The following is a 24,097-nucleotide window of genomic DNA, read 5'->3' on the forward strand; positions in this document are numbered from 1 at the left end:
GCTCGCACGAACATCATCAATCAAATCGGCGTTCTTGTTTCTGTGTTTCCCGGGATTCCGTGAAGAACCTTTTTTTTGCCCCGGTTTATTTGCGGGCTTTGAGAATTACGAATTTTGGCGTGGCGGCCACTTGTTCGACGCCGCGGAACAACCGGGCGAGCTTGCTGTGGTAACCCAGGTGACGGTTGCCAACGATATACAGCGCGCCACCCACCACCAGCGCTTCCCGGGCCTGCTGGAACATGCGCCAGGCGAGAAAGTCGCCGACGACTTGTTGTTGATGGAACGGTGGATTGCACAACACCACGTCCAGGGATTGAGCTTCCTGCCCGGCCAGACCGTCGCCGGCCCGCACAATCACCGCTCTGTCACCCAGCGCAGCGCGCCAGTTTTCGGCGGCCGATTGCACTGCCATGAACGACTCGTCGACCAGCGTGTACTGCGCCTCGGGGTTTTGCAGTGCACTGGCGATGGCCAACACACCGTTACCGCAACCGAGGTCGGCCACTCGCGCAGTACCGAGGTTTTTTGGCAGGTGCGGCAGAAAGGCCCGGGTGCCGATGTCCAGTCCTTCGCGGCAGAACACGTTGGCGTGGTTCAGCAGTTCAATGGCTGGTTCATCCAGCTGATAGCGCGAAGGGTAGGGGGACACGACCGGGGCTTTTGCTTCTGGTGTGGCGATCAATAGCCGGGCCTTTTTCACCGCCAGGGAAGCTTGTGCCGGGCCGATATAGCGTTCCAGCAGATCACCGGCAGCACGTGGCAGGTGCTTGATCATCGCCGTCGCAATCACCTGCGCGCCCGGCGCCAGTTGGCCCTGCAGGCGAATCAGTTGTTCTTCCAGCAACGCCAGGGTTTTCGGCACGCGGATCAACACCCGGTCGAACGGACCACTGAACGCTTCGCTGGCCGGCACGCTCGGCACGGCGTCAAACGCCTGGCCGTTACGAATCAGATTTTTTTCCAGGCCCTGAAAGGCCAGGAACGAGTCGCCACTGCTGATCACCCGGACCTTGCCCGCGAGGCTGGCGGCCAACGCACCAAAACTGTCGTTCAACACCAGTACCCGAGTCTCGGCCGAGGGCTGTTGTTCGGCCAAGTGGTTGAGCAGGTATTCGTCGGCGGCATCGAACGCTTGCAGCGGTTCGTTCTGCTGTTCTGGCTGGCGGATCAGGTCGAGTTGGGCGAAGGGTGTTTCGAGCAGGGGCATGAGGCGGGGCTCTGGGTAGTCAACGGGTGTGGTGTCCCGCGGCCGGAGGCGTTGTAGCGGACGGGACCGGCCGAGTGCACTGCGTCGTGAAGTTATAGACGACATCACTCAGGGGGCCGCAAATGGTACGTTTTTTTCGGCTTGATTACCCGTGGGTTTTCTTCGTACTGAATGGATTCAGATAACGCCAACCCTCACAGCCTTTATTACTGCAGCGATTTTGTTGTTCACACCAAATTTCTGGATTGCGCTGTGCACATGAAAATTGATGGTGCGTTCACTGATGCTGAGGATTCTTGAGCATTCGTAGGCGGTTTTGCCGTCGGCCGACAATTTCAGGATTTCGATTTCACGTGTCGACAATTGGGGTGTGCAGGCAGACGGCAGGCGATGATTCAGTTTTTTAGCCACGAGCCCATTCAAATGGCGGTTGATTAGAATGGCGTAGCCCAGATGTCCATACCATTCATCGGCAGTGATCGGGTTGTTGCTTCTGGCCAGGCTAAACATGCTGCGCAGACCACTGCCGTCATGAATCGATTGTGACCAACCAAACTGCAAGCCTTGTTTTTTTTGCGCCTGTCTCAGCTGCGGGGCCTTTGAGAAGACCTTATCTTCCCAAAGAATCGGCATTTCTGATTGATTACAATGAGCCAGTATTGGGTCTATGTCGCCGAAATGGTCATGTTCATATGTCGAATTCCAATCGACTGGGTAGTTGTTAAAACTTACGTTGTCGTGATGAGGCATAAACGCGGGAGATGTAATTGAAAAAGCACAGAAATTGAAGCCGAGTCTTTGGGCCAGCAAGAGTGAAATCTCATAGGCGGGCTTAATCTCCTTGGTTTCAAATATCTGTCTTAACTGTGACTCCTTCCACATATTCATTGCAGTAGCTCCATGCGGATATCTTGGGGGTGCAAATTGGATCCGAGATCCAGCACGCCCCGAGTGTAGGAGTAATCCTACAAATACGCTGCAATTTTTTTGCTCTTGAAAATTATCTAAAGTGCATATCTGGTTCTTAGCTTTTCAGGTTCACAAAATTACTTCATATGGCGTATGTCATTCTACTTATTACGTTGTTGTACAACTTTGATCCGGGTGATCGACAATACAAAAGTAACTGTACAACTAATACCAAACTAGCATTGGATCTCATTTCCAAAGACACTACAGATCACGGGTGTTTACATCGCCTGGTTTGCGCGACACTGGTGATATCAGTTCAATGGAGCGTGCCATGACCGCCAGTGCCGAAAAATACACTCGCCAGACCTTGCTCGACGTCCAGCCGTTGACCCCAAACCTGTTTACGCTGCGAGCCACAAGAGATCCGGGCTTTCGCTTCAGGGCCGGTCAGTTCGCCCGGCTAGGGGTCACCAAAACCGATGGCAGTACGGTCTGGCGTGCCTATTCAATGGTGTCGTCACCCCATGACGAATTTCTCGAGTTCTTCTCTATCGTGGTGCCGGGCGGTGAGTTCACCAGCGAGCTGAGTCGACTGGAGGTCGGTGATACCTTGCTGGTCGACCGCCAAGCCTTTGGTTATTTGACCCCGGACCGCTTCGTCGATGGGCGTGACCTCTGGTTGTTATCCACAGGCACCGGCGTTGCCCCGTTCCTGTCGATCCTGCAGGACTTCGAAGTGTGGGAGAAGTACGAACGCATCATCCTCGTCTACAGTGTGCGCGAAGCCCGGGAACTGGCGTATCAGACGCTGATTGCGGGGTTGGCAGGGCGCGATTATCTGGCCGAAAACGCCCACAAATTGCAGTTCATCGCCACCGTTACTCGCGAACAACATCCTGGTGCGCTGAATGGAAGAATCACCACGCTGATCGAAAATGGCGAGCTGGAGAGTGCTGCGGGCGTGGCGCTAACACCCGAGCATTCGCGGGTCATGCTCTGCGGTAACCCGCAGATGATCGATGACACGCGCAAACTGCTCAAGCAGCGCGACATGCACCTGAGCCTCAGCCGCCGTCCAGGCCAGGTGGCTGTGGAAAACTTCTGGTAAAAAAAACGGCGCCTCAAGGGCGCCGTTTCTGTGTTCAACCAGCCTTCAGGGCCGATCGTTCTGGGCCTTGAGCAGATCGCGGATCTCGCTCAACAACTCTTCTTCCTTGGTCGGAACCGGCGGCAGCGTCGGGGCCGCAGCCTCTTCGCGCTTCAGTTGGTTGATCGCCTTGATCCCCATGAAAATCGCGAACGCGACAATGACGAAGTCAATCATGCTCTGGATGAATTTGCCGTAGGCCAGCACCACGGCCGGGGCATTGCCTTCGGCAGCCTTGAGCGTAATGGCCAGGTCACTGAAGTCCACCCCGCCGATCAGCAAGCCAATGGGCGGCATGACCACGTCGCCGACAAACGACGTCACGATCTTGCCGAAGGCGGCGCCGATGATAATACCGACGGCCATGTCGATCACATTACCTTTGACCGCGAAGGCCTTGAACTCACTTATCACGCCCATAGGTTATTTCCTTGTTACAGATGAGGTTGGTGGAGGCAGTGTAATTCAGCAAAACAGCTCCTGCTTGAAACACCTCATTACAATGCTCGTGACTATCGACCTGTCAGCCGGCAATTAGTTTGCAAAGTGCCAGCAATCGCGCGCGGAATACGCGCTAACCGACTGATTAGCGACATAAATATCCAAATCATCATGTTGCGTTTTTTCTATTTAAGTTTTGCCGGTTCGGCCTCTAGCCTCGGTTCAGCGCACTGGGAGTGCGCCTTGAAAACAGAGGAACCTGATATGACTTCTACCCTTGGCCTTGGGGCCTTTGCCCATTGGCGTACGCTCGGCGTTTTAACCGCCAGCCTGCTGTCCTTCTCCGTCCATGCTGCCAACCTGACCCGTGATAACGGTGCTGCCGTGGGCGATAACCAGAACTCACAAACGGCCGGTGCTACAGGCCCGGTGCTGTTGCAGGACGTGCAACTGATCCAGAAGCTGCAGCGCTTTGACCGGGAGCGCATTCCTGAACGTGTGGTGCATGCTCGTGGCACTGGCGCCCACGGCACTTTCACCGTGACCAATGACCTGAGCGACCTGACCAAGGCGAAAGTGTTTGCTGACGGTCAGAGCACACCGGTGTTCGTGCGTTTCTCCGCCGTCGTTCATGGCAACCATTCGCCGGAAACCCTGCGCGATCCTCGTGGTTTCGCCACCAAGTTCTACACCGCCGACGGCAACTGGGACCTGGTGGGAAACAATTTCCCGACCTTTTTCATCCGTGATGCGATCAAGTTTCCAGACATGGTTCACGCGTTTAAACCAGACCCGCGCACCAACCTCGACGATGATTCGCGGCGATTTGATTTCTTCTCCCATGTCCCTGAAGCCACTCGCACCCTGACCGAGTTGTATTCCAATGCTGGCACGCCAGCCAGTTATCGGGAAATGGACGGAAACGGTGTACACGCCTACAAGTTAGTTAACGCCAAAGGCGATGTACATTATGTGAAGTTTCACTGGAAAAGTTTGCAGGGGATTAATAATCTCGATCCCGAGTCGGTATCAAAAGTTCAAGGAAAAGATTACAGCCACATGACCAATGATTTGGTCGCTCATATTGACAAGGGTGACTTCCCGAAATGGGACTTGTACGTCCAGGTTGTAAAATCTCAAGACTTGTACAAGTTTGATTTCGATCCATTGGATGCGACGAAGATCTGGCCTGGAGTTCCTGAACGAAAAGTTGGACAAATGATCCTGGATCGTAATCCTTCGAATGTCTTCCAGGAAACCGAACAAGTGGCGATGGCTCCGGCCAATCTGGTTCCCGGTATCGAGCCTTCGGAAGATCGCCTATTGCAAGGGCGAGTGTTCTCCTATGCCGATACTCAACTCTATCGCCTGGGTGCCAACGCACAGCAATTGCCGATCAATGCGCCAAAAGTTGCCGTGAACAACGGTAATCAGGACGGCGCGATGAACATTGGCCACAGCACCACAGGCGTGAACTATCAGCCGAGCCGTCTGATGCCTCGCGAGGAACCACAGAGTGCGCGTTACAGCCAATCGGCGCTGACGGGCAGCACCCAGCAGGCGAAAATCCAGCGCGAGCAAAACTTCAAGCAGGCCGGTGATCTGTATCGCTCCTTCAGTAAAAAAGAGCGAAACGACCTGATCGAGAGTTTTGGCGGTTCGCTCGCGACAACCGATGACGAGAGCAAGCACATCATTCTGTCGTTCCTGTACAAGGCCGACCCGGAGTACGGGACAGGCGTGACCAAGGTGGCCAAGGGTGACCTGAGCCGGGTCAAGGCGCTGGCGGCCAACCTAGTCGACTGACCGCGTTTGCCTGAAATGCGGGACCTCCGTTGAGGTCCCGTCCAGCCAAGGAGTTTGCGATGCGTATTTATCTGTTTGTGTGGCTGGCGTTGCTCACGACCAGTGCCTTTTCCACCCCCCGCGACGACTCGGCGGCGCTGTCTGCTCAACTGCAGGATTACTACTTCGACGCCGCCCGCCGTGGCGATGTGCCCATGCTCGACACGTTCATTGAGGCTGGCTACTCACTCGACACCCGCGACAATAAGGGCTACACCGCGCTGATCCTGGCGGCCTATCACGGCCAGACCGCTGCAGTGGACCGGTTGCTCGCCGCCGGCGCGGATGCCTGTGCTCAGGACCAGCGAGGCAACACGGCATTGATGGGGGCGATTTTCAAAGGGGAAGTGCAGATTGCCCGGACCTTGCTGTTAGCCAATTGCAGCCCCGACCAACGCAACGGCGCGGGGCAAACGGCTGCGATGTACGCCGGATTGTTCAAGCGTGCCGAACTGCTCGACGCACTCAAGGCCAAAGGCGCGGACCTGGACGCCGAGGATCCGTTGGGCAACAGCGCCGCGCGTCTGGCCAACGGTGAAATCCGTACCGCCGCGCCGCGCTGATTGACGTCAGCTGAGCTATCATCGCGGTTTTTGCCGGGAGTTCAGATGGCCAAGGCCAAGCGCATGTACGGCTGCACCGAGTGTGGCTCAACCTTCCCCAAGTGGGCCGGCCAGTGCGGCGAGTGCGGGGCCTGGAACACGCTGACCGAAACCATGGTTGAAAGCGGTGGCGCCGCCGCCCCCAGCGGTCGCACCGGATGGACCGGCCAACAGGCCCAAATCAAGACCCTGGCGGAAGTCAGTGTCGAAGAAATCCCGCGTTTTTCCACGGCCTCCAGCGAACTCGATCGGGTGCTGGGCGGTGGCCTGGTCGACGGTTCGGTGGTGCTGATCGGCGGCGACCCGGGCATCGGTAAATCGACCATTCTGTTGCAAACCTTGTGCAACCTCGCCAAGAGCATGCCGGCGCTGTACGTCACCGGCGAAGAGTCGCAGCAACAAGTAGCCATGCGCGCCCGCCGCTTGGGCTTGCCGCAGGACCAATTGCGGGTGATGACCGAAACCTGCATCGAAACCATTATCGCCACGGCCCGGGTTGAAAAGCCCAAGGTCATGGTGATCGACTCGATCCAGACGATCTTCACCGAACAATTGCAATCGGCCCCGGGCGGCGTCTCTCAGGTGCGCGAGAGTGCGGCCTTGCTGGTGCGTTATGCCAAGCAGAGTGGCACCGCGATTTTCCTCGTCGGTCACGTGACCAAGGAAGGCGCGCTGGCCGGTCCCCGTGTGCTGGAGCACATGGTCGATACCGTGCTGTATTTCGAAGGCGAATCCGATGGACGTTTGCGTTTGCTGCGTGCGGTGAAAAACCGTTTTGGCGCAGTCAACGAATTGGGTGTGTTCGGCATGACTGACAAGGGACTGAAAGAAGTCTCTAACCCGTCGGCGATTTTTCTCACCCGCGCTCAGGAGGAAGTCCCGGGCAGTGTGGTCATGGCGACGTGGGAAGGGACGCGGCCCATGCTGGTGGAAGTCCAGGCCCTGGTGGACGACAGTCATTTGGCGAATCCGCGCCGGGTCACGCTGGGGCTGGATCAGAATCGCCTGGCGATGTTGCTGGCGGTCCTGCACCGGCACGGCGGCATTCCCACCCACGATCAGGACGTGTTTCTCAACGTGGTCGGTGGTGTGAAGGTGTTGGAGACCGCGTCTGACCTGGCATTGATGGCCGCCGTCATGTCCAGTTTGCGCAACCGGCCATTGCCCCATGATCTGTTGGTGTTTGGCGAAGTTGGCCTGTCCGGCGAAGTGCGCCCGGTGCCAAGCGGTCAGGAACGCCTGAAAGAAGCCGCCAAGCACGGCTTCAAGCGCGCCATCGTGCCCAAGGGCAATGCACCGAAAGAGGCGCCGCCGGGGTTGCAGATTATTGCCGTGACCCGTCTGGAGCAGGCCCTCGACGCCTTGTTCGAATAACGAACCAATCCCTGTGGGAGCGAGCCTGCTCGCGAAAGCGGTATGCCTGTCGACTTAAATGTTGAATGTCACGCCGCATTCGCGAGCAGGCTCGCTCCCACATTGCAATTGCGGCAAACCTTCAGACTTCGATCAGGGCGCCCAGCTCGCGTTCCAGCTCCTCCGGATCCCCCAGGTTGAGTTCGATCAACCGCCGCAGGCGCTCGATGGATTCGAGGCTGATGTGTTTGCAGACGAAGCCGAGCTGGCCATGGTCATCGTGGGTCAATAGAACATCCATCTTGATCGCGACTTCAGGCGTCAGATGAACATCAACGCAAAAGTGATGCTCCCGATTGCCCAGCCACGGCTCGGGCTTCTCGACCAACAGCCCCTTGAGCGACAGATCAATCAGCTTCACCGGCCAGATGTACTCCCCCTGACTCAGCTCGGTCTTGGCATCGAACTCGATACGTTTGAAGCGGCGGCGGTCGGCTGCTTGTTCGCTCATGGCGTAATCCTCGGAAAGGTACGCTGACTATAGACCGGCATTATTGAAGCCTGCCAGCGCAGGCCGGCGTCTAGACCAATGTCGGGGTATGGCCTTTGCCGTCAGGAGAGCTAAACTCGGGGTGGCTGTCTTTCTTGTCCACTCTGGCTGGAATCATAAAATGAAAAATAATAATAGCCTGCTACGCCATTTACCCTGGCTGCTGCTGGCAATCGTCGGTGCGTGCGCCCTGGGTGTAGTGGCATTGCGCCGAGGTGAGGCGATCAACGCCTTGTGGATTGTGGTCGCTGCCGTGGCCATTTATCTGGTTGCGTATCGCTACTACAGTCTGTTCATCGCGAACAATGTGATGCAACTCGACCCGCGACGGGCCACCCCCGCCGTACTCAATAATGACGGTCTGGACTACGTTCCGACCAACAAACACATCCTCTTCGGGCACCACTTCGCGGCCATCGCTGGCGCGGGGCCGCTGGTCGGGCCGGTGTTGGCGGCGCAGATGGGGTATCTGCCCGGCACATTGTGGCTGATCGCTGGTGTGGTGCTGGCCGGCGCGGTTCAGGACTTCATGGTGTTGTTCATGTCGACCCGCCGCAATGGCCGCTCCCTGGGCGACATGGTCCGTGAAGAAATGGGCCGCATCCCCGGCACCATCGCGCTGTTTGGCTGCTTCCTGATCATGATCATCATCCTCGCGGTGCTGGCGCTGATCGTGGTGAAAGCCCTGGCCGAGAGCCCTTGGGGCATTTTCACGGTGATGGCGACCATCCCGATTGCGATGTTCATGGGCATTTACATGCGCTACATCCGTCCGGGTCGCATTGGCGAAATCTCCGTGGTCGGCGTGGCGTTGCTGCTCGGTTCGATCTGGCTCGGTGGGCAGATTGCGGCGGATCCGGTCTGGGCCAAGGCGTTCAGCTTCACCGGGATCCAGATTACCTGGATGCTGGTCGGCTACGGTTTTGTCGCGGCGGTACTGCCGGTGTGGCTGATCCTGGCCCCCCGTGACTACCTGTCGACGTTCCTGAAAATCGGCACCATCGTCGCTTTGGCGATCGGCATTCTGGTGACCATGCCCGAGCTGAAAATGCCGGCGCTGACCCAGTTCATCGATGGCACTGGCCCAGTGTGGAAGGGCGGTCTGTTCCCGTTCCTGTTCATCACCATCGCCTGTGGCGCGGTCTCGGGTTTCCACGCGCTGATCTCTTCCGGCACCACGCCGAAGCTGCTGGATAACGAAGTCAATTCCCGTTACATCGGTTACGGCGCGATGTTGATGGAATCCTTCGTTGCCATCATGGCCATGGTCGCCGCCTCGGTGATCGAGCCGGGCGTGTACTTCGCCATGAACAGCCCGGCTGCTGTAGTCGGTGGTGACATCGTAGCGGTCGCGCAAACCGTCAGCAGCTGGGGCTTTGCGATTACCCCGGAAGCCCTGCAAGCGGTGGCCCATGACATTGGTGAAACCACCATTCTGGCCCGTGCCGGTGGTGCGCCGACCCTGGCGGTCGGTATCGCGCAGATCCTGCACAGTGTCCTGCCGGGTGAAAACACCATGGCGTTCTGGTACCACTTCGCGATCCTGTTCGAAGCGCTGTTCATCCTGACCGCAGTCGATGCCGGTACCCGTGCCGGTCGATTCATGCTCCAGGATTTGCTCGGCTCCTTCGTGCCGGCCTTGCGCCGTACCGAATCCTGGACCGCCAACCTGATCGCCACCGGCGGTTGCGTGGCGATGTGGGGCTGGTTGCTGTATCAGGGCGTGATCGACCCGTTGGGCGGCATCAACACCTTGTGGCCGCTGTTCGGCATCTCCAACCAGATGCTCGCCGGTATAGCGCTGATGTTGGCAACGGTGGTGCTGATCAAAATGAAGCGCCAACGCTACATTTGGGTGACCATGCTGCCGGCGGTCTGGCTGCTGATCTGCACCGTAACCGCAGGCTTCATCAAGCTGTTCGACGCCAACCCGGCGATCGGCTTCCTGTCGCTGGCGAAGAAATACAGCGATGCGCTGGCCAATGGTCAGCTCCTCGCCCCGGCCAAGGACATTACGCAAATGCAGCACGTGATCTTCAACGCCTACACCAACGCAACGCTGACGGCGCTGTTCCTGTTCGTGGTCTTCAGTATTCTGTTCTACGCACTCAAGGTCGGCATCGCCGCCTGGGGTACGAAAGAGCGTACGGATAAAGAAGCGCCATTCCAGGCCCTGCCGGACGCGTAATCGAGGATTGCAAACATGTTCAATGACCTGAGTCGCCTCGGTAAATACCTCGGTCAGGCCGCGCGCCTGATGGTCGGCATGCCCGACTACGACAACTACGTCGAGCATATGCAAACCAAACACCCGGACAAACCGGTGATGAGCTACGAAATGTTCTTCCGCGAACGCCAGGAAGCTCGTTACGGTGGCAAGGGTGGGCCGAAGTGCTGTTGATCTGCTGAGTCAGGTCATGCTGTGAAGTAAAACCTGTGGGAGCGAGCCTGCTCGCGAAGGCAATCTGTCATTTGACACTTATGTTGACTGACACACCGCTTTCGCGAGCAGGCTCGCTCCCACAGTTGTTTTGTGTTGATACTTTAATTTTGTGAGTCAGGAGATCCAGTTTGTCCTCTCCCATCCCGGTAACAATCCTCAGCGGCTTTCTCGGTGCCGGCAAGACCACGCTGTTGCGCCACCTGCTCAAAGCCGAGCACGGGCTGAAAATCGCCGTGATCGAAAACGAATTCAGCGATGCCGGTATCGACACCCAACTGTTGGGCGACGAGCCGGTACAAGTCATGACGCTGTCCAACGGCTGCGTCTGCTGCACCATCCACACCGACCTGACCAAGGCGCTGTACCTGTTGCTCGAACGCCTGGACAGCGGTGACATCGCCTTCGACCGTCTGGTGATCGAATGCACCGGCCTGGCCGATCCAGCGCCGGTGGCGCAAACCTTTTTCATCGACGAAGAACTGCGCGAGCGCTACATCCTCGACGGCATTATCACTCTGGTGGACGCCGCGCACGCCGAGACTCACCTGACCCAAACCATCGCCCAGGCGCAAATCGGTTTCGCCGACCGCTTGCTGGTGAGCAAGCGTGATCTGGTGGACGAGCCGACGTTTACCGCATTGAGTGAGCGCCTGACGCGCATCAACCGGCGTGCACCGATCCGCGTGGTCGATCACGGCAATATCGACCTGGCCGAATTGCTCGACGTGCGCGGTTTTAACCTGAATGCGGATCTTGGCGGTGGCGTGAGTTTGCGTCCGGTCAGCAAAGCGCCGTCCATTGACCGTATCTCCAGCCTGGTGCTGCGTACCGACCAGCCGCTGGATATCGACAAGCTCAGCGAGTTCATGAACGAACTGCTGGAAGACCATGGCAAGCAGTTGCTGCGCTACAAAGGCGTGTTGAACATTGCCGGCGAGCCGCGACGCATGGTGTTCCAGGGTGTCCTGAAGTTGTACGGATTCGACTGGGACACGGAATGGGCGGAGGGCGAGGCGCGGGAAAGTGTGATCGTGTTTATTGCGGATGATTTGCCGGAAGAGAAGATTCGTGAGGGGTTTGCACGGGTGGCGGCGCAGCCCTGACATTTTCGGTGACTGAAAGGGCCTCTTCGCGAGCAAGCCCGCTCCCACAGGGGAATGCATTCCAAATGTGGGAGCGGGCTTGCTCGCGAAGGCGGCCTAACCGGCAACCCGATTCTGGCGGAGTGTCGGCCCGGAATTCAGTAACACCTCTTCCAAATGATCCAGATGCTGATTCAGCAACGCGACCGCCATTCCCTCATCCCGATGCTCCACCGCCGCCAAAATCCGTTGATGAACCTGCCAATCGCAATAACCCTCCAGCCATCCATCAAACTGCGCAACGGCCAGCGCCGTCAGTGGCACCAGGCTGTCCAGAAAATGCGCCAATGGAGCATTCCCAGCCATTTTCGCCAGTTGTAGATGAAACTCCCCCGACAACCGAATCGCTGAATCGCGCCGGGCACTTTCGCGCTCGCTGTCGATCAACGCTCCCAAGCGTTTCAACGCGTGCGGGCACGGGTGCTGACAAGCCAACCGCACCAACGTGACCTCGGCCAGCCGCCGTGCATGCAACGTTTGCCGGACCTGTTCGACATCCAGCGCAGCCACACGCGGCCGATGATTCGCCCGAAGTACGATGATCTGCTGATGAGCCAATCGCGTCAGCACACCCCGGATATCACCGCGTCGAGCGCTGAACATCTGCGCCAGGCTGTCTTCGGTAAAACGACTGCCCGCATCAATGCGCTGTTCGAGAATGGCGTCGAAAACCCGTGAATACAGATCCTCCTCCCGGTCGGGAAAGGGCAGGGCAACAAGCATCTGCGGTGAAGCGAAGCTGTTCATGGCCGGTCTCCGGTTCCAAAGGTTTCAACTGCCGAGGTTGTCGTCCGGGATGTTCAATTCGATGCCCATTCGCCGTCCTTCGCGAAGGATGTGGCGGCGCATTTCGGCACTGGCCTGTGCGCTGTTCTTGCTACGGATTGCGCGCACCACGGCTTCGTTTTCTTCCAGGCGCTCGGCCAGATGTTCCGGCGAGTTTCGCAGCACTTCGGCGCTTTGCTTGAGCGCGTTACTGGTCTGCTGCACCACGCTCTGGAAAATCGGATTGGACGTCAGCGTGAACAATTCTTCGTGGAAGGCGATGTAGGCGTTGACCCCGGCCTCGGCGTCGTTGGCTTCGAGCGCTTCGCGCATGTCCATCAGAGTCAGGCGCAGTTGCCCGACTTCCTTGCTGCTGATCGACTGCGCCACCAGGCCGACAATGAACGGCTCAAGGGTGTAGCGCAGCTGCAGCACATCTTCCAGGCTCGCGCCGGCCACCGCGCTGTCGTGGCTTTGGCTGTCGCTGAGGTGGGCGTCCAGCACCACCACGCCTTTGCCCGGCATTGAACGCACCAGGCCGAGGGTTTCCAGCACGATCACGGCTTCGCGCAGGCTCGGGCGGCTGATGCCCAGTTGTTCGGCCAGTTCACGCTGCCCCGGCAACATCTCGCCGGAGCGCCACTGACCACGGGCCAATGCGGCCCGAAGTTTTTCTACAACTGAATTGACGACCGTTGAAGTGGTAATCACGGGTTGCTCCATGGATAAAGGCAGGGGAACCCGCCGTCTGGCAGGCTCCCACTTGATTCAAAATTCCTGCTGATGCGCCGGCGCGACCGGTTTTCTCGGCTGGAAGGTATAACCCACCTGACCGGAAAGCACCTTGTTCGCGCGCTGGATATCGATGTCTTTCTCCCAACGGGCGATGGCCACGGTGGCGACGCAGTTGCCGATCAGGTTGGTCAGCGCGCGGCCGATGCCCATGAACCAGTCCACTGCGAGCACCAACACCAGGCCAACCACCGGAATCGCCGGGATCGCCGTCAGCGTGGCCGCGAGGATCACCAGCGCCGAGCCGGGAATCCCGTGGGCGCCTTTGGAGGTGATCAGCGACACCAGCAAAATGGTCAGCAGGTCGGTCATGGCCAGCGGCGTGCCGGTGGCGTTGGCGATGAACACGATGGCGAGGGTCAGGTAGATCGAGAAACCGTCGAGGTTGAACGAGTAACCGGTGGGGATCACCAGCCCGACCGTCGAGCTGCCGATGCCCAGATGCTCAAGTTTGCGCATGATTTGCGGCAGCACCGCGTCAGACGAAGCGGTGCCCATGACGATCAGCAGTTCTTCACGCAGGTACTTGAGCAACGGCCACATCCGCAGGCCGGACAGGCGCATCACCAGACCGAGGATCAGCGACACAAACGCGGCGCAGGTCAGGTAAAACAGGCCGACCAGGCTGCCCAGATGCTGCAGCGAATCCAGGCCATATTTGCTGGTGGTGAAGGCGATGGCGCCGAACACGCCAATCGGCGCCAGGCGCACGATCATGCCCATGATGCGGAAAATCACGTGGCTCAGTTCATTGATCAGTCGGGAGATGCCCGAGGCCGCTTCGCCCACCAGGTTCAACGCGCTGCCGAACAGTACTGAAAACAGCAGCACTTGCAGGATGTTGTTGTCGGCAAAGGCGCCAATCACCGAGGTCGGGATCAGGTCCATCAGGAATTGCGTGGTGGTGTGCATGTGCTGGCCGCGTTGGGCGATATCGCCCATGTCGGCGGCGGAGAGCTGCTCCAGATGAATGTTCGCGCCGCTGCCGATGCCGGTGCTGAAGGCGAACACCAGGCCGATCACCAAGGCGATGGTGGTCAACACTTCGAAGTAAATCACTGATTTCAGGCCGATGCGTCCGACCTTCTTCAGGTCGCCGGCACCGCTGATGCCGCTGACCACCACACAAAACACGATCAGGCCGATGAGCATCTTGATCAGTTTGATGAAACCGTCGCCGAGCGGTTTGAGCTGGGCCGAGTATTCAGGAAGGGTCAGCCCGCAGACGATGCCGAGCACCAGTCCGAGAACCACTTGAAGGAAGATTGAACGCGAGCACCATCTGAGCATGGGAGGAATCCTGGTCGGTGTCCTGGCGGCCTGATGCTTGAGCGCAGCAGATTCAGGACTTAATTATTGTGGTCTTACCGGTATGTCCAGTGCAGGCGCAGTCTAGGCGCAGGTTTTGGGTGATCGCAAGGGGAAATTTTGAAATTGGCATGACCGGTCTTACCAGTTGGGCTGAATGTCCCGGTCTTGAGCGCTTGTCCAAAAAAATCGGCACTGAATGCCGATTTTTTTTTCAGAGTGTGGCGTGTCAATTTTTGGTGTGAGGTACTTTCCTTTCAAGAATGCTCAGGATGAACGTTATCTTTGAGCGTTCTTCGGCTTTGCCAAGATAAATATACGGCGAGCCTTTGATCTTGACGCCGCCCAAGTAATGTTTGTCTTTTATTCTGAGAGAGATCGGTGAGTGAACGGCCTGTAAGTTGTCCAGCGTAATAGCAGCGCCTTGATGATCAATAAGGGTAAAGGTTATCGGGTCGTCGGTGTCTGAATCCATGGCTTCAAAAGTATCCAGTCCGTTCTTGCTAATGACCTGATTGTAATAGTCACCCTTGTTTTTTATTGTGAGGATGTAGCCGTCAGGGGTATGTCGGAAATGCAGTTTTAATGGAATCACCTTTCCGATTTGCTCGTTGGGTCGTAGGCCGAGCAGGTGGGAGTGATCCCGTGTTTGCGGGCTCCCGGTAAAGAAGCCACCGCTGAAGAGGGTGATGGTGGCCAGCGCCGGCTTGCCATGGAGTTGTTCAAGAACCCCTACTTTGTGGTCGAGCATTCTTAGTGTCGCGGTGAAAGATTTTTCAATGCTGTTAGTCATGGTGTAACCCGAACCTTAGATGTTGTTTGTTGAGTCGGGTTTTAGACTAAGCGGTTTTTATTAGTGTTGGGCTTTGTGTGTGTTGCAAGAGTTTTAGTTCGTATAAGGGTGGGCGGATGGCGGAGAGGCTAAGTTGTGGTGTTTTTCTCGGGAATAATCGCAAGTTAAATCCTGGGCAATAAAAAACCGGCCATCTCTGGCCGGTTTTCATACTGCAGATCTAGCGGTGCAATTAAGCGCCGTATACCGGCAGCTTCTTGCAGATGGCCTTGACCTTCTCACGAACGGCGTCGATCACCGCTTCGTTGTTCAGGTCAGCCAGGATGTCGCAGATCCAGCCGGCCAGTTCCTTGCACTCTGCTTCCTTGAAGCCGCGAGTGGTCACAGCCGGGGTGCCGAAGCGCAGGCCGGAGGTGACGAACGGGGAGCGTGGGTCGTTTGGAACGGAGTTTTTGTTCACGGTGATGAACGCTTTGCCCAGGGCGGCGTCGGCGTCTTTACCGGAGATTTCCTGTTTGATCAGCGACAGCAGGAACAGGTGGTTCTCGGTACCACCGGAAACCACGTCGAAACCGCGCTCGATGAATACGCCGGCCATGGCCTTGGCGTTTTTCACCACTTGTTGCTGGTAGGTCTTGAACTCAGGCTGCAGCGCTTCCTTGAAGCAGATCGCTTTAGCGGCGATCACGTGCTCCAGCGGGCCGCCTTGGGCGCCCGGGAATACTGCGGAGTTCAGCTTCTTCTCGATGTCGGCGTTGGCGCGAGCCAGAATCAGGCCGCCACGTGGACCGCGCAGGGTCTTGTGCGTGGTGGTGGTCACGACGTCAGCGAAAGGCACCGGGTTCGGATAGACGCCAGCGGCGACCAGCCCCGCAACGTGAGCCATATCAACAAAGAGATAAGCGCCGACTTTGTCAGCGATTTCGCGGAAGCGTGGGAAGTCCAGAATCTGCGAGTAGGCAGAGAAACCGGCCACGATCATTTTCGGCTTGTGTTCAACGGCCAGACGCTCGACTTCGTCGTAGTCGATCAGGCCGTTGGCGTCGATGCCGTACTGGATGGCGTTGTACAGCTTGCCGGAGGACGAAACGCTGGCACCGTGGGTCAGGTGACCACCGTGGGCCAGGCTCATGCCCAGGATAGTGTCGCCAGCCGACAGCAGGGCCAGGTAAACGGCGCTGTTGGCTTGCGAACCGGCGTGCGGTTGAACGTTGGCGTAATCGGCGCCGAACAGTTCTTTGGCTCGATCAATTGCAAGCTGCTCGACGACGTCAACGAACTCGCAACCACCGTAGTAGCGCTTGCCCGGGTAGCCTTCGGCGTACTTGTTGGTCAGTACCGAGCCTTGAGCCTCCATCACCGCTGGGCTGGTGTAGTTTTCCGAAGCGATCAGCTCGATGTGTTCTTCCTGGCGCTGAGCTTCTTGCTCCATGGCGGCAAAAAGATCGGCGTCGTACTTGGCAATAGTCAAATCACGGCTGAACATGGCGGTCCTCAAGGATCGGGGGCAGAAAAGGGGGGCATTCTAACCCAACGGGTTTTAGATGGCATATGAAAGGACATCATGTCGCAGACAAGTGGGCTTCATGACGGGATCAGCGGTGATCATGCCGACCCCTTCGCGAGCAGGCTCGCTCCCACATTTTGAAATGCATTTCCCTGTGGGAGCGAGCCTGCTCGCGAAGGGGCCATCTGCCCCACTGAAAGAATCAGTCGAACATGAACAGCGCATCATTGCTGAACTGCGCCTCAAACCGGGCAGGCGGCATCGGCCGGCCGAACAGATACCCCTGAACCTCATCGCACCCATGCTCACGCAGGAAGTCGAGCTGTTCGTGGGTTTCCACGCCCTCGGCGATTACCGCCAGGTTCAGGCTGTGGGCCATGGCGATGATCGCCCGGGCGATTTGCGCGTCCTGTTCGCCGGACGGCAGGCCATCGACGAACGTGCGGTCAATTTTCAGCACGTCGATCGGGAATTGCTTGAGGTAGTTGAGTGATGAATAGCCGGTGCCAAAGTCGTCGACCGCGATGCTCAGGCCAAGATTTTTCAACCCGGCAAGAATCTGCATCGCCTCGCTGACTTCGCGCATCAGGATACTTTCGGTCAGTTCCAGCTCCAGGCACGCAGGCGGCAGGCCGGTTTCCTTGAGGATATTGGCAATCCGCGTGCCCAACTGGCCATCGGAGAACTGCCGCGCCGAGATGTTCACCGACACCTTCGGCACGCGGACCTTGGTCTGGTGCCAGGTCTTGAGCTGACGGCAGGCTTCACCGATTACCCAGTCGCCGACATCCACCACCAGCCCGAGCTCTTCGAGCACCGGAATGAAATCCCCCGGCGGCACCAGTCCGCGCCGCGGATGACGCCAGCGCAGCAAGGCCTCGGCACCGGTCAGCCGTTTACCGTCGCCGCTGAACTGCGGTTGGTAATACAGCACGAATTCGTTCTGTTCCAAGGCGTGGCGCAAGTCGCTTTCCAGCTCCAGACGCTCAAGGGCGCTGGCGTTCATGTCTGCCTGATAAAACTGGAAGTTGTTCTTGCCGCGTTCCTTGGCGTGGTACATCGCCGTGTCGGCGTTCTTCATCAACTGACTGAGTTCGTTGCCGTCCTGAGGGCTCAGGGCGATGCCGATACTGGCCGTGACGAAGAACTCGCGGCCTTCGAGCACAAAGGGTTTCACCAGGCTGGCGAGGATCTGTTCCGCCACGTGGATCGCCCGGTTCAGGGCGACTTCACGGTTGACCTTCGGCTGCAGCAGCAACGTGAACTCATCACCGCCCATACGTGCCACGGTGTCGTCATCGTCGACGCAGCCGAGCAGGCGCGTGGCCATTTCCTGGAGCATGCGGTCGCCGGCAGCGTGACCGAGGGAGTCGTTGATCGGTTTGAATCGGTCGAGGTCGAGGAACATCAGCACCACCCACGACTTCTGCCGTTCCGCCGATTGCAGCGCGGTGTGCAGTCGATCCTGGAACAGCGTGCGGTTGGGCAGGTGCGTCAGGGCGTCGTAGTAGGCGAGGCGGTGGATCCGCTGCTCACTGGCCTTGCGTTCGCTGATGTCGCTGAAGAAGCACACATAGCTGGCCAGGTCGCCTTCGTCGTCGAGGACCGCCGTGATACCGACCCAGGCCGGGTAGTGTTCGCCGCTGCGGCGCTTGAGCCAGACTTCACCTTCCCAAGTGTTGTTCTGATGAAGTTGCTTGAGCACGTAGCGCAGGTGCGCTTCCTGCTGCTCGTCGACGGTCAGCATGCTCGGCAACTGGTCGAGCACCTGTTCCACGGCGTATCCGCTGACACGACTGAAGGCTTCGTTGGCCTGAACGATGTAACCGGCCGGGTCGGTGATCAGAATCGCCGAGGTCGAGTGTTCAAATACCGTGGCCGCCATGCGCAAGTCTTTCTCGGCGCGGCGCTGCTGGCTGATGTCGCGACCGACACCGAGCACGCCTTCGAAACCGCCGTGTTCGTCCCAGACCAGCACCAGCCGCAGCTCGATGGGAATCTTGCGACCGTCGGCCCGCAGGCAATCGAACAGGAACAGTTGGGTCTGCACCTGGCTGCGTAGCAGCGCCAGTTGCTCGGGTTTATCCAGCGCTTTGCTGACCCGATCCATCAGGGCGAAGATGCCGCTCAATTGTTGCGGGTTGGCGACGATCGATTGCCAGCCGTTCTGGAAGATCCAGTCTGCGTCATAACCCAGCACGGCTTGCACCGAGGGGCTGACGTAGTTGAGCGACAGCTTGCTGTCGGTGGAGAAAATCACATCGCTGATGCTTTCGGCGAGCATCCGGTAACGCTGCTCGCTGTCGCGCAACGATTCGCTGGCTTCGATCTGATCGGTGATGTCCTTGGCGACGCCAATGATGCGCGTGACTTGATTGTGCTTGTCCCGCGCCAAAGCCTGTTCGCGTATCTCGAACCGCCGCCATTTGCCGTCGCGATGACGGAAGCGCAGCTGGCACTGCATCAATTGGCTGTAACCGGCCTGACGCTGGGTCTGGCGCGAACGGTGGTAGAAATCGGCGTCTTCGGGGTGCAGCAGGATTTCCCAGAAGTACTCACCCATTTGATGCAGTTCGGTGCGGTCGTAACCCAGGGTCTGGCCCAAGTGGTGGTTGCTGAAAATCATCCGCTGGCTGATCACGTCCTGCACGTACAGATGATCCGGTACCGTGCGCACCACATCGGACCAGAACCCTTCACGTTCCAGTAGCGACAGCTCGATCAGCTTGCGGCTGGTGATGTCGGTGATGCTCAGGATCACCGCTTTATAGTCGTCCTGATCGGCCGGCAGGCGCAGTACCAGCCACAAATGCTGATCGCGCTCATTGGCACCCTGCAATTTGATTTCCAGCTCAAGCTGGCTTTGCTGGTTGAACACCGCTTCAAGCACTTGATTGCCGATGGCCGTGCCATCCAGCGGATTGCCATCGATCAGCAGGTTCCAGGCTTGATCGCAGGAATTGACGTTAAGCAGTTGCAGGGCAACCTGATTGACCTCGGTGATGCGCAATTCCCGAAGCAGTTGCCGGCGTTGTTCCGGGTCCTCGAGCCAGGCATGCAGTTGTTCGTTGCTGTGCAACTGCGTCTTGTCGAAAACGCCCTTGAGCCCGGAAACGTCGAGAACACAGAGGGCAACACCGGTGCCTTCGAAAATGTCCTGATAGCGTCGACGGCCCTCGTGCACCTGGCGTTGACGCCGACGCATGTTCAGCAGCGCAATGAAGGGCAGCAAAGAGAGCGCCAGGCCCAGCAGGCATTTGCCGATGAAGGCCGGCAGCAGGTCTTCGAGCACGCGTTGCCGATCGAACAATCCGCGCAGCTGCCAGTCGCTGCTGCTCAGGGGAACGGTCAGCACACTGCTGGCCAGTTCATCCGGCGTCAGCACGGCGGGCGTGCTGGAGGGCAATGCGTCATCGCGGCTGATGATCTGGCGATTGACCCGGTTCTCCACCAGCCACAGCGGGCGGATGCCGGCTTCGTTTTGTTTGGTCAGGGCCGAGAAAAAGGTCGGTGCCAGGCGCAGTGCCCAATAGCCTCTGGTGCTGCCGCTGGCCTGATGCAATAGAAGATGCACCACGGAACCGTCATCGGCATTACTGAAATAGTGCGCCTGGGCGTGACTGCGCCGCACCAGATCACTCAGGTAGTCGGCGTCCTGGCTGCCAGCAGCGCTGTCGCTGAGGATTTTGCCGGAAGGGCTGAGCAATGCCAGGCTGCGCAGCTCGGGTAATGACTGTTGCAGTTTGCGCAGCAACGCCTGTTGTTCATCGGCGCTTTGCGGCTGTTCGACGATCGGTAGCAAGTTGAGGGCGATCTGCGCGTTGAGCGCCATGTTCAGGCTGACTTGCGCGGCCAGGTCGGCGGTGTAGTCGATGGTGTATTGGCGCTGGTGTTTCTGGGTTTCGCGAAGCTGATCCAGCAACTGCCAGAACAGCAGCGCGAGCAGCATCAGGACGAGGGTGGCCAGTGCGCCTTTCAAGGTTCCGCGCAGGGGCGAGCCGGTCGCAGGACTGGGAGCGCTCACGGAAACGGGCGGAGTGGCATTAGGCAAACTGGAATCCTGCGGTTTGACTGGACTGGCGCGACGTGCACTATAAGCCTGACGCCCGAAGGGCGGCTAGCATGCCTTGAGTTGTGGCTAAGTGCCAGCCCCTGTCGGCTGGACTGCCTTCCGTCATTCAGGTAGCTTTGCCGGTTACGCGGGAGCGTTCCAGCTCCTAGAATCAGACTTTTTCAGCGTGTACGTATTGATAGCCATCAATCGGACGACGCGCACAGTCTGGCCAGGCCTCGCCTGCGCTCCAATCATTCATCTGTCACTGACCCAAGGTTCTCCATGGCTCAATACGTCTTCACCATGCATCGGCTGGGCAAAGTTGTTCCGCCGAAGCGGGAAATCCTGAAAAACATTTCTCTGTCGTTCTTCCCTGGCGCCAAGATCGGCGTGCTCGGCCTCAACGGTTCGGGTAAATCCACGCTGCTGAAAATCATGGCCGGCGTCGACACCGAGTTCGAGGGCGAAGCCCGTCCGATGCCGGAGCTGAACATCGGCTACCTGCCGCAGGAACCGATCCTGGATCCGACCAAGACCGTGCGTGAAGTGGTCGAGGAAGCGGTCAGCGTGATCAAGAACGCCCAGGCGCGCCTGGACGAGGTCTACGCGGCTTACGCTGAAGAAGATGCCGACTTCGACAAACTGGCGGCAGAACAGGCCAAGCTCGAAGCCATCCTGCAAGCCAGCGACGGTCACAACCTGGATCGCCAGCTGGAAGTCGCCGCCGATGCGCTGCGCCTGCCGGCGTGGGATGCCAAGGTCGAATTCCTGTCCGGTGGTGAAAAGCGTCGTGTGGCCCTGTGCCGCCTGCTGCTGTCCGCCCCTGACATGCTGCTGCTCGACGAACCGACCAACCACCTGGACGCCGATTCCGTCGCCTGGCTGGAGCACTTCCTGCACGACTTCCCGGGCACTGTGGTCGCGATCACGCACGACCGTTACTTCCTGGACAACGTTGCCGGCTGGATTCTGGAACTCGACCGCGGCGCCGGTATTCCGTACGAGGGCAACTATTCGGGCTGGCTCGAAGCCAAGTCCGATCGTCTGGCCGCCGAATCCAAGCAGCAATCGGCTCACGAAAAAGCCATGAAGGAAGAACTGGAATGGGTGCGCAAAGGCGCCAAGGCCCGCCAGTCCAAATCCAAGGCACGTCTGCAACGCTTCGAAGAAATGCAATCGCAGGAATTCCAGAAGCGCAGCGAAACCAACGAGATCTACATCCCGGCCGGTCCGCGCCTGGGCGACAAGGTCATCGAATTCAAGAACGTCAGCAAGGGCTACGGCGATCGCGTGTTGATCGACAACCTGTCGTTCTCCATGCCTAAAGGCGCCATCGTTGGCGTGATCGGCGGTAACGGTGCCGGTAAATCGACCTTGTTCCGCATGCTGATGGGCAAGGAACAACCGGATTCGGGCAGCATCGAAGTCGGCGAAACCGTGCAACTGGCGTGCGTCGATCAGAGCCGCGAAGACCTGGACGGCAGCAAGACCGTGTTCCAGCAGATCTCCGACGGTTCGGACCAGATCCGCATTGGTAACTATGAGATTCCGTCGCGTACCTACGTCGGTCGTTTCAACTTCAAGGGCGGCGATCAGCAGAAGTTCGTCAAGGACCTGTCCGGTGGTGAGCGCGGTCGTTTGCACCTGGCCCTGACCCTGAAGGAGGGCGGCAACGTCCTGCTGCTCGACGAACCGTCCAACGACCTCGACGTTGAAACCCTGCGTTCCCTGGAAGAAGCCCTGCTGGACTTCCCGGGCGCCGCCATTGTGATCTCTCACGATCGGTGGTTCCTTGACCGCGTTGCGACGCACATCCTGGCGTACGAAGACGACTCGCAAGCGGTGTTCTTCGAAGGTAACTACACCGAATACGAAGCCGACCGCCGCAAGCGTCTCGGCGAAGCGGCTACCCAGCCGCATCGTGTACGGCACAAGAAACTGGCCTGATATCAGGTTGGTTGCATGAAAAACGGAGCCTTCGCGGCTCCGTTTTTTTATGGGGGGCATTCAGGTAGTCCGCGGCGCGGCCTTCGCGAGCAGGCTCGCTCCCACAATTGATCTTCGGTGGACTTCAAATATGCAGCCAACACAAATCCTCTGTGGGAGCGAGCCTGCTCGCGAAGGCGGCCTGATGGTCACTCAATATCTATCTGCAAAACCTCAATCACCAAATCCCCCACCGGCCGCTTCCACACCACCTCATCCCCCACCTGCGCACCCAACAACGCCCGCCCCAACGGCGAGCCCCAATTGATCAACCCGCTGGCGGCATCCGCCTGATCCTCGCCCACCAACTGCACACGCTGCTCGCTGCCCTGTTCGTCGGCAAAGGTCACCCAGGCGCCAATCTGTACCTTGTGGGTCGAGGAGGCCGGTACGACCAGTTGAGCGCTTTGCAGGCGTTGATTGAAATACCGCCAGTCACGCTCAAGGTCGGCCTGGCGCTGTTTGTCGGCCAGTTCACCTTTCGCGCTCTGTTCATTGATCAGGTTTTGCACCTCGGCGACTTTCGCCTGCAACTGCGCAAGCCCCGCTGGCGTGACGTAGTTGGGTTGCGTGCTGACCTGCCGTTCAACTGGCTGGTCGGCTTGCTCGGCGGCGTTATCTTCGTTGACGAATGCCCGGCTCATGGTCTTCTCCCGTTATAGGGTTTGGGCCATGGTTGCAGGCTTTTAGTTTCGGCGGATGTCTGCAAACGACTCATGGCGAGTGATAGGCACGGGCGGCGTCCTGGTCTTTCTGTTGCTGCCAGGCTTTGTCCCGGTCGTCCCAATGGTGGCTGCGATAGTCGGCGCGGTCCTGGTTTTCGAGCATGGCCTGGCACTGACGAAAGCCATCACTCCAGCCTTCGGCGTATTGCTTGTCCTTGAGATAGCGCGGGACGTTTTTGCGAAACTCGCCACTCATCGCCCCGGCAGCTTGCCGGCCACTGCTGCAACCGTCATCGAAGCCGTCGGCGAATGCCGGTGGATAACCTTTGGAGATCAATTCTTCGTGGGTTGTCTGGCAACCTGCGATCAACACCAACACACCTATGACTGCAACGCACCGCCACATCTCAAACTCCCGGGCCGTGCAACGGCCTATAGGGGAAGTCTAGAAGTGGATTCGTGAGGCGTGTGTGAAAGGCCTGTGATGAATCTGTCGGAGCCTGCGACTGAGATTTCTTGAGCACCACAAATCCAATGTGGGAGCGGGCTTGCTCGCGAAAGCGGAGTGTCAGTCAATATCAA

The 24,097-nt window shown here is 58.4% G+C and carries 20 protein-coding genes; 8 read left to right on the forward strand and 12 right to left on the reverse strand.

The window, feature by feature from the left end; genetic code table 11:
• Nucleotides 1-85: 85 nt before the first annotated feature.
• Nucleotides 86-1,210, reverse strand: a complete 1,125-nt coding sequence (locus tag AC07N8_RS26395) for a methyltransferase (RefSeq protein ID WP_493146607.1) — start codon at nucleotides 1,208-1,210, stop codon at nucleotides 86-88.
• A gap of 177 nt (nucleotides 1,211-1,387) precedes the next feature.
• Nucleotides 1,388-2,098, reverse strand: coding sequence for an autoinducer binding domain-containing protein (locus AC07N8_RS26400; protein ID WP_483842991.1), 711 nt, complete (start codon nucleotides 2,096-2,098; stop codon nucleotides 1,388-1,390).
• A 355-nt stretch (nucleotides 2,099-2,453) separates the two neighbouring features.
• Here AC07N8_RS26400 and AC07N8_RS26405 point away from each other — a divergent pair, with 355 nt between their 5' ends.
• Nucleotides 2,454-3,230, forward strand: coding sequence for a ferredoxin--NADP reductase (locus AC07N8_RS26405; RefSeq protein WP_493146602.1), 777 nt, complete (start codon nucleotides 2,454-2,456; stop codon nucleotides 3,228-3,230).
• Between the two features lie 45 nt (nucleotides 3,231-3,275).
• Here the strand turns inward: AC07N8_RS26405 and mscL are convergent, their stop codons facing one another.
• A complete protein-coding gene (gene mscL / locus AC07N8_RS26410) occupies nucleotides 3,276-3,689 on the reverse strand; it encodes a large-conductance mechanosensitive channel protein MscL (RefSeq protein WP_483842989.1) in 414 nt (137 codons plus the stop codon).
• A 285-nt stretch (nucleotides 3,690-3,974) separates the two neighbouring features.
• Between mscL and katB the strand changes: the two genes are divergently transcribed.
• The 3 genes from katB to radA are packed head-to-tail and all read left to right on the forward strand — an operon-like array spanning nucleotide 3,975 to nucleotide 7,531.
• Entirely contained in the window at nucleotides 3,975-5,516 is a 1,542-nt protein-coding gene (gene katB / locus AC07N8_RS26415; RefSeq protein WP_493146617.1) for a catalase KatB, read from the forward strand.
• Between the two features lie 59 nt (nucleotides 5,517-5,575).
• A complete protein-coding gene (locus AC07N8_RS26420) occupies nucleotides 5,576-6,118 on the forward strand; it encodes an ankyrin repeat domain-containing protein (protein WP_493146595.1) in 543 nt (180 codons plus the stop codon).
• Nucleotides 6,119-6,163: 45 nt separating this feature from the next.
• Nucleotides 6,164-7,531: a DNA repair protein RadA gene (radA, locus tag AC07N8_RS26425; RefSeq protein WP_008040321.1), complete on the forward strand. Its 1,368-nt coding sequence runs from the start codon at nucleotides 6,164-6,166 to the stop codon at nucleotides 7,529-7,531.
• 121 nt (nucleotides 7,532-7,652) lie between these two features.
• Here the strand turns inward: radA and AC07N8_RS26430 are convergent, their stop codons facing one another.
• Nucleotides 7,653-8,021, reverse strand: coding sequence for a PilZ domain-containing protein (locus tag AC07N8_RS26430; RefSeq protein ID WP_493146593.1), 369 nt, complete (start codon nucleotides 8,019-8,021; stop codon nucleotides 7,653-7,655).
• A gap of 160 nt (nucleotides 8,022-8,181) precedes the next feature.
• Between AC07N8_RS26430 and AC07N8_RS26435 the strand changes: the two genes are divergently transcribed.
• From AC07N8_RS26435 to yjiA, 3 genes are all read left to right on the forward strand, one after another.
• On the forward strand, nucleotides 8,182-10,248 hold the full coding sequence (locus AC07N8_RS26435) for a carbon starvation CstA family protein (RefSeq protein WP_310270665.1): 2,067 nt from the start codon (nucleotides 8,182-8,184) through the stop codon (nucleotides 10,246-10,248).
• A gap of 15 nt (nucleotides 10,249-10,263) precedes the next feature.
• Entirely contained in the window at nucleotides 10,264-10,461 is a 198-nt protein-coding gene (locus AC07N8_RS26440) for a YbdD/YjiX family protein (RefSeq protein WP_007895266.1), read from the forward strand.
• A 170-nt stretch (nucleotides 10,462-10,631) separates the two neighbouring features.
• Nucleotides 10,632-11,606 carry a GTPase gene (gene yjiA, locus AC07N8_RS26445; RefSeq protein WP_483842984.1) on the forward strand — a complete coding sequence of 325 codons (975 nt, stop codon included), beginning with the start codon at nucleotides 10,632-10,634 and terminating at the stop codon, nucleotides 11,604-11,606.
• 96 nt (nucleotides 11,607-11,702) lie between these two features.
• Here yjiA and AC07N8_RS26450 read toward each other — a convergent pair whose 3' ends face one another.
• The 6 genes from AC07N8_RS26450 to AC07N8_RS26475 form a co-directional block, all read right to left on the reverse strand.
• Nucleotides 11,703-12,392: a GntR family transcriptional regulator gene (locus AC07N8_RS26450; protein ID WP_493146585.1), complete on the reverse strand. Its 690-nt coding sequence runs from the start codon at nucleotides 12,390-12,392 to the stop codon at nucleotides 11,703-11,705.
• Between the two features lie 24 nt (nucleotides 12,393-12,416).
• Nucleotides 12,417-13,121: a FadR/GntR family transcriptional regulator gene (locus tag AC07N8_RS26455; protein ID WP_483842982.1), complete on the reverse strand. Its 705-nt coding sequence runs from the start codon at nucleotides 13,119-13,121 to the stop codon at nucleotides 12,417-12,419.
• A 57-nt stretch (nucleotides 13,122-13,178) separates the two neighbouring features.
• On the reverse strand, nucleotides 13,179-14,492 hold the full coding sequence (locus AC07N8_RS26460) for a C4-dicarboxylate transporter DctA (protein ID WP_483842981.1): 1,314 nt from the start codon (nucleotides 14,490-14,492) through the stop codon (nucleotides 13,179-13,181).
• A 247-nt stretch (nucleotides 14,493-14,739) separates the two neighbouring features.
• Entirely contained in the window at nucleotides 14,740-15,303 is a 564-nt protein-coding gene (locus tag AC07N8_RS26465) for a hypothetical protein (RefSeq protein ID WP_493146579.1), read from the reverse strand.
• 232 nt (nucleotides 15,304-15,535) lie between these two features.
• Complete coding sequence (gene glyA, locus AC07N8_RS26470) at nucleotides 15,536-16,789, reverse strand: serine hydroxymethyltransferase (protein ID WP_059182128.1); 1,254 nt, start codon at nucleotides 16,787-16,789, stop codon at nucleotides 15,536-15,538.
• Nucleotides 16,790-17,012: 223 nt separating this feature from the next.
• A complete protein-coding gene (locus AC07N8_RS26475; RefSeq protein WP_493146574.1) occupies nucleotides 17,013-20,861 on the reverse strand; it encodes a bifunctional diguanylate cyclase/phosphodiesterase in 3,849 nt (1,282 codons plus the stop codon).
• A 285-nt stretch (nucleotides 20,862-21,146) separates the two neighbouring features.
• On the opposite strand from AC07N8_RS26475, the gene ettA reads away from it, so the two are divergent.
• Nucleotides 21,147-22,811, forward strand: a complete 1,665-nt coding sequence (gene ettA / locus AC07N8_RS26480; RefSeq protein WP_123433500.1) for an energy-dependent translational throttle protein EttA — start codon at nucleotides 21,147-21,149, stop codon at nucleotides 22,809-22,811.
• Between the two features lie 188 nt (nucleotides 22,812-22,999).
• On the opposite strand, the gene AC07N8_RS26485 is transcribed toward ettA, so the two are convergent.
• Both AC07N8_RS26485 and AC07N8_RS26490 read right to left on the reverse strand, forming a co-directional pair.
• The gene (locus AC07N8_RS26485; protein ID WP_493146571.1) at nucleotides 23,000-23,494 is read right to left on the reverse strand and encodes a GreA/GreB family elongation factor; all 495 of its coding nucleotides are present in this window, start codon (nucleotides 23,492-23,494) and stop codon (nucleotides 23,000-23,002) included.
• A 70-nt stretch (nucleotides 23,495-23,564) separates the two neighbouring features.
• Nucleotides 23,565-23,921 carry a hypothetical protein gene (locus AC07N8_RS26490; RefSeq protein ID WP_493146569.1) on the reverse strand — a complete coding sequence of 119 codons (357 nt, stop codon included), beginning with the start codon at nucleotides 23,919-23,921 and terminating at the stop codon, nucleotides 23,565-23,567.
• Between the last annotated feature and the right edge of the window lie 176 nt (nucleotides 23,922-24,097).

It is taken from the genome of Pseudomonas sp. GW821-FHT10C09 (assembly GCF_059415465.1).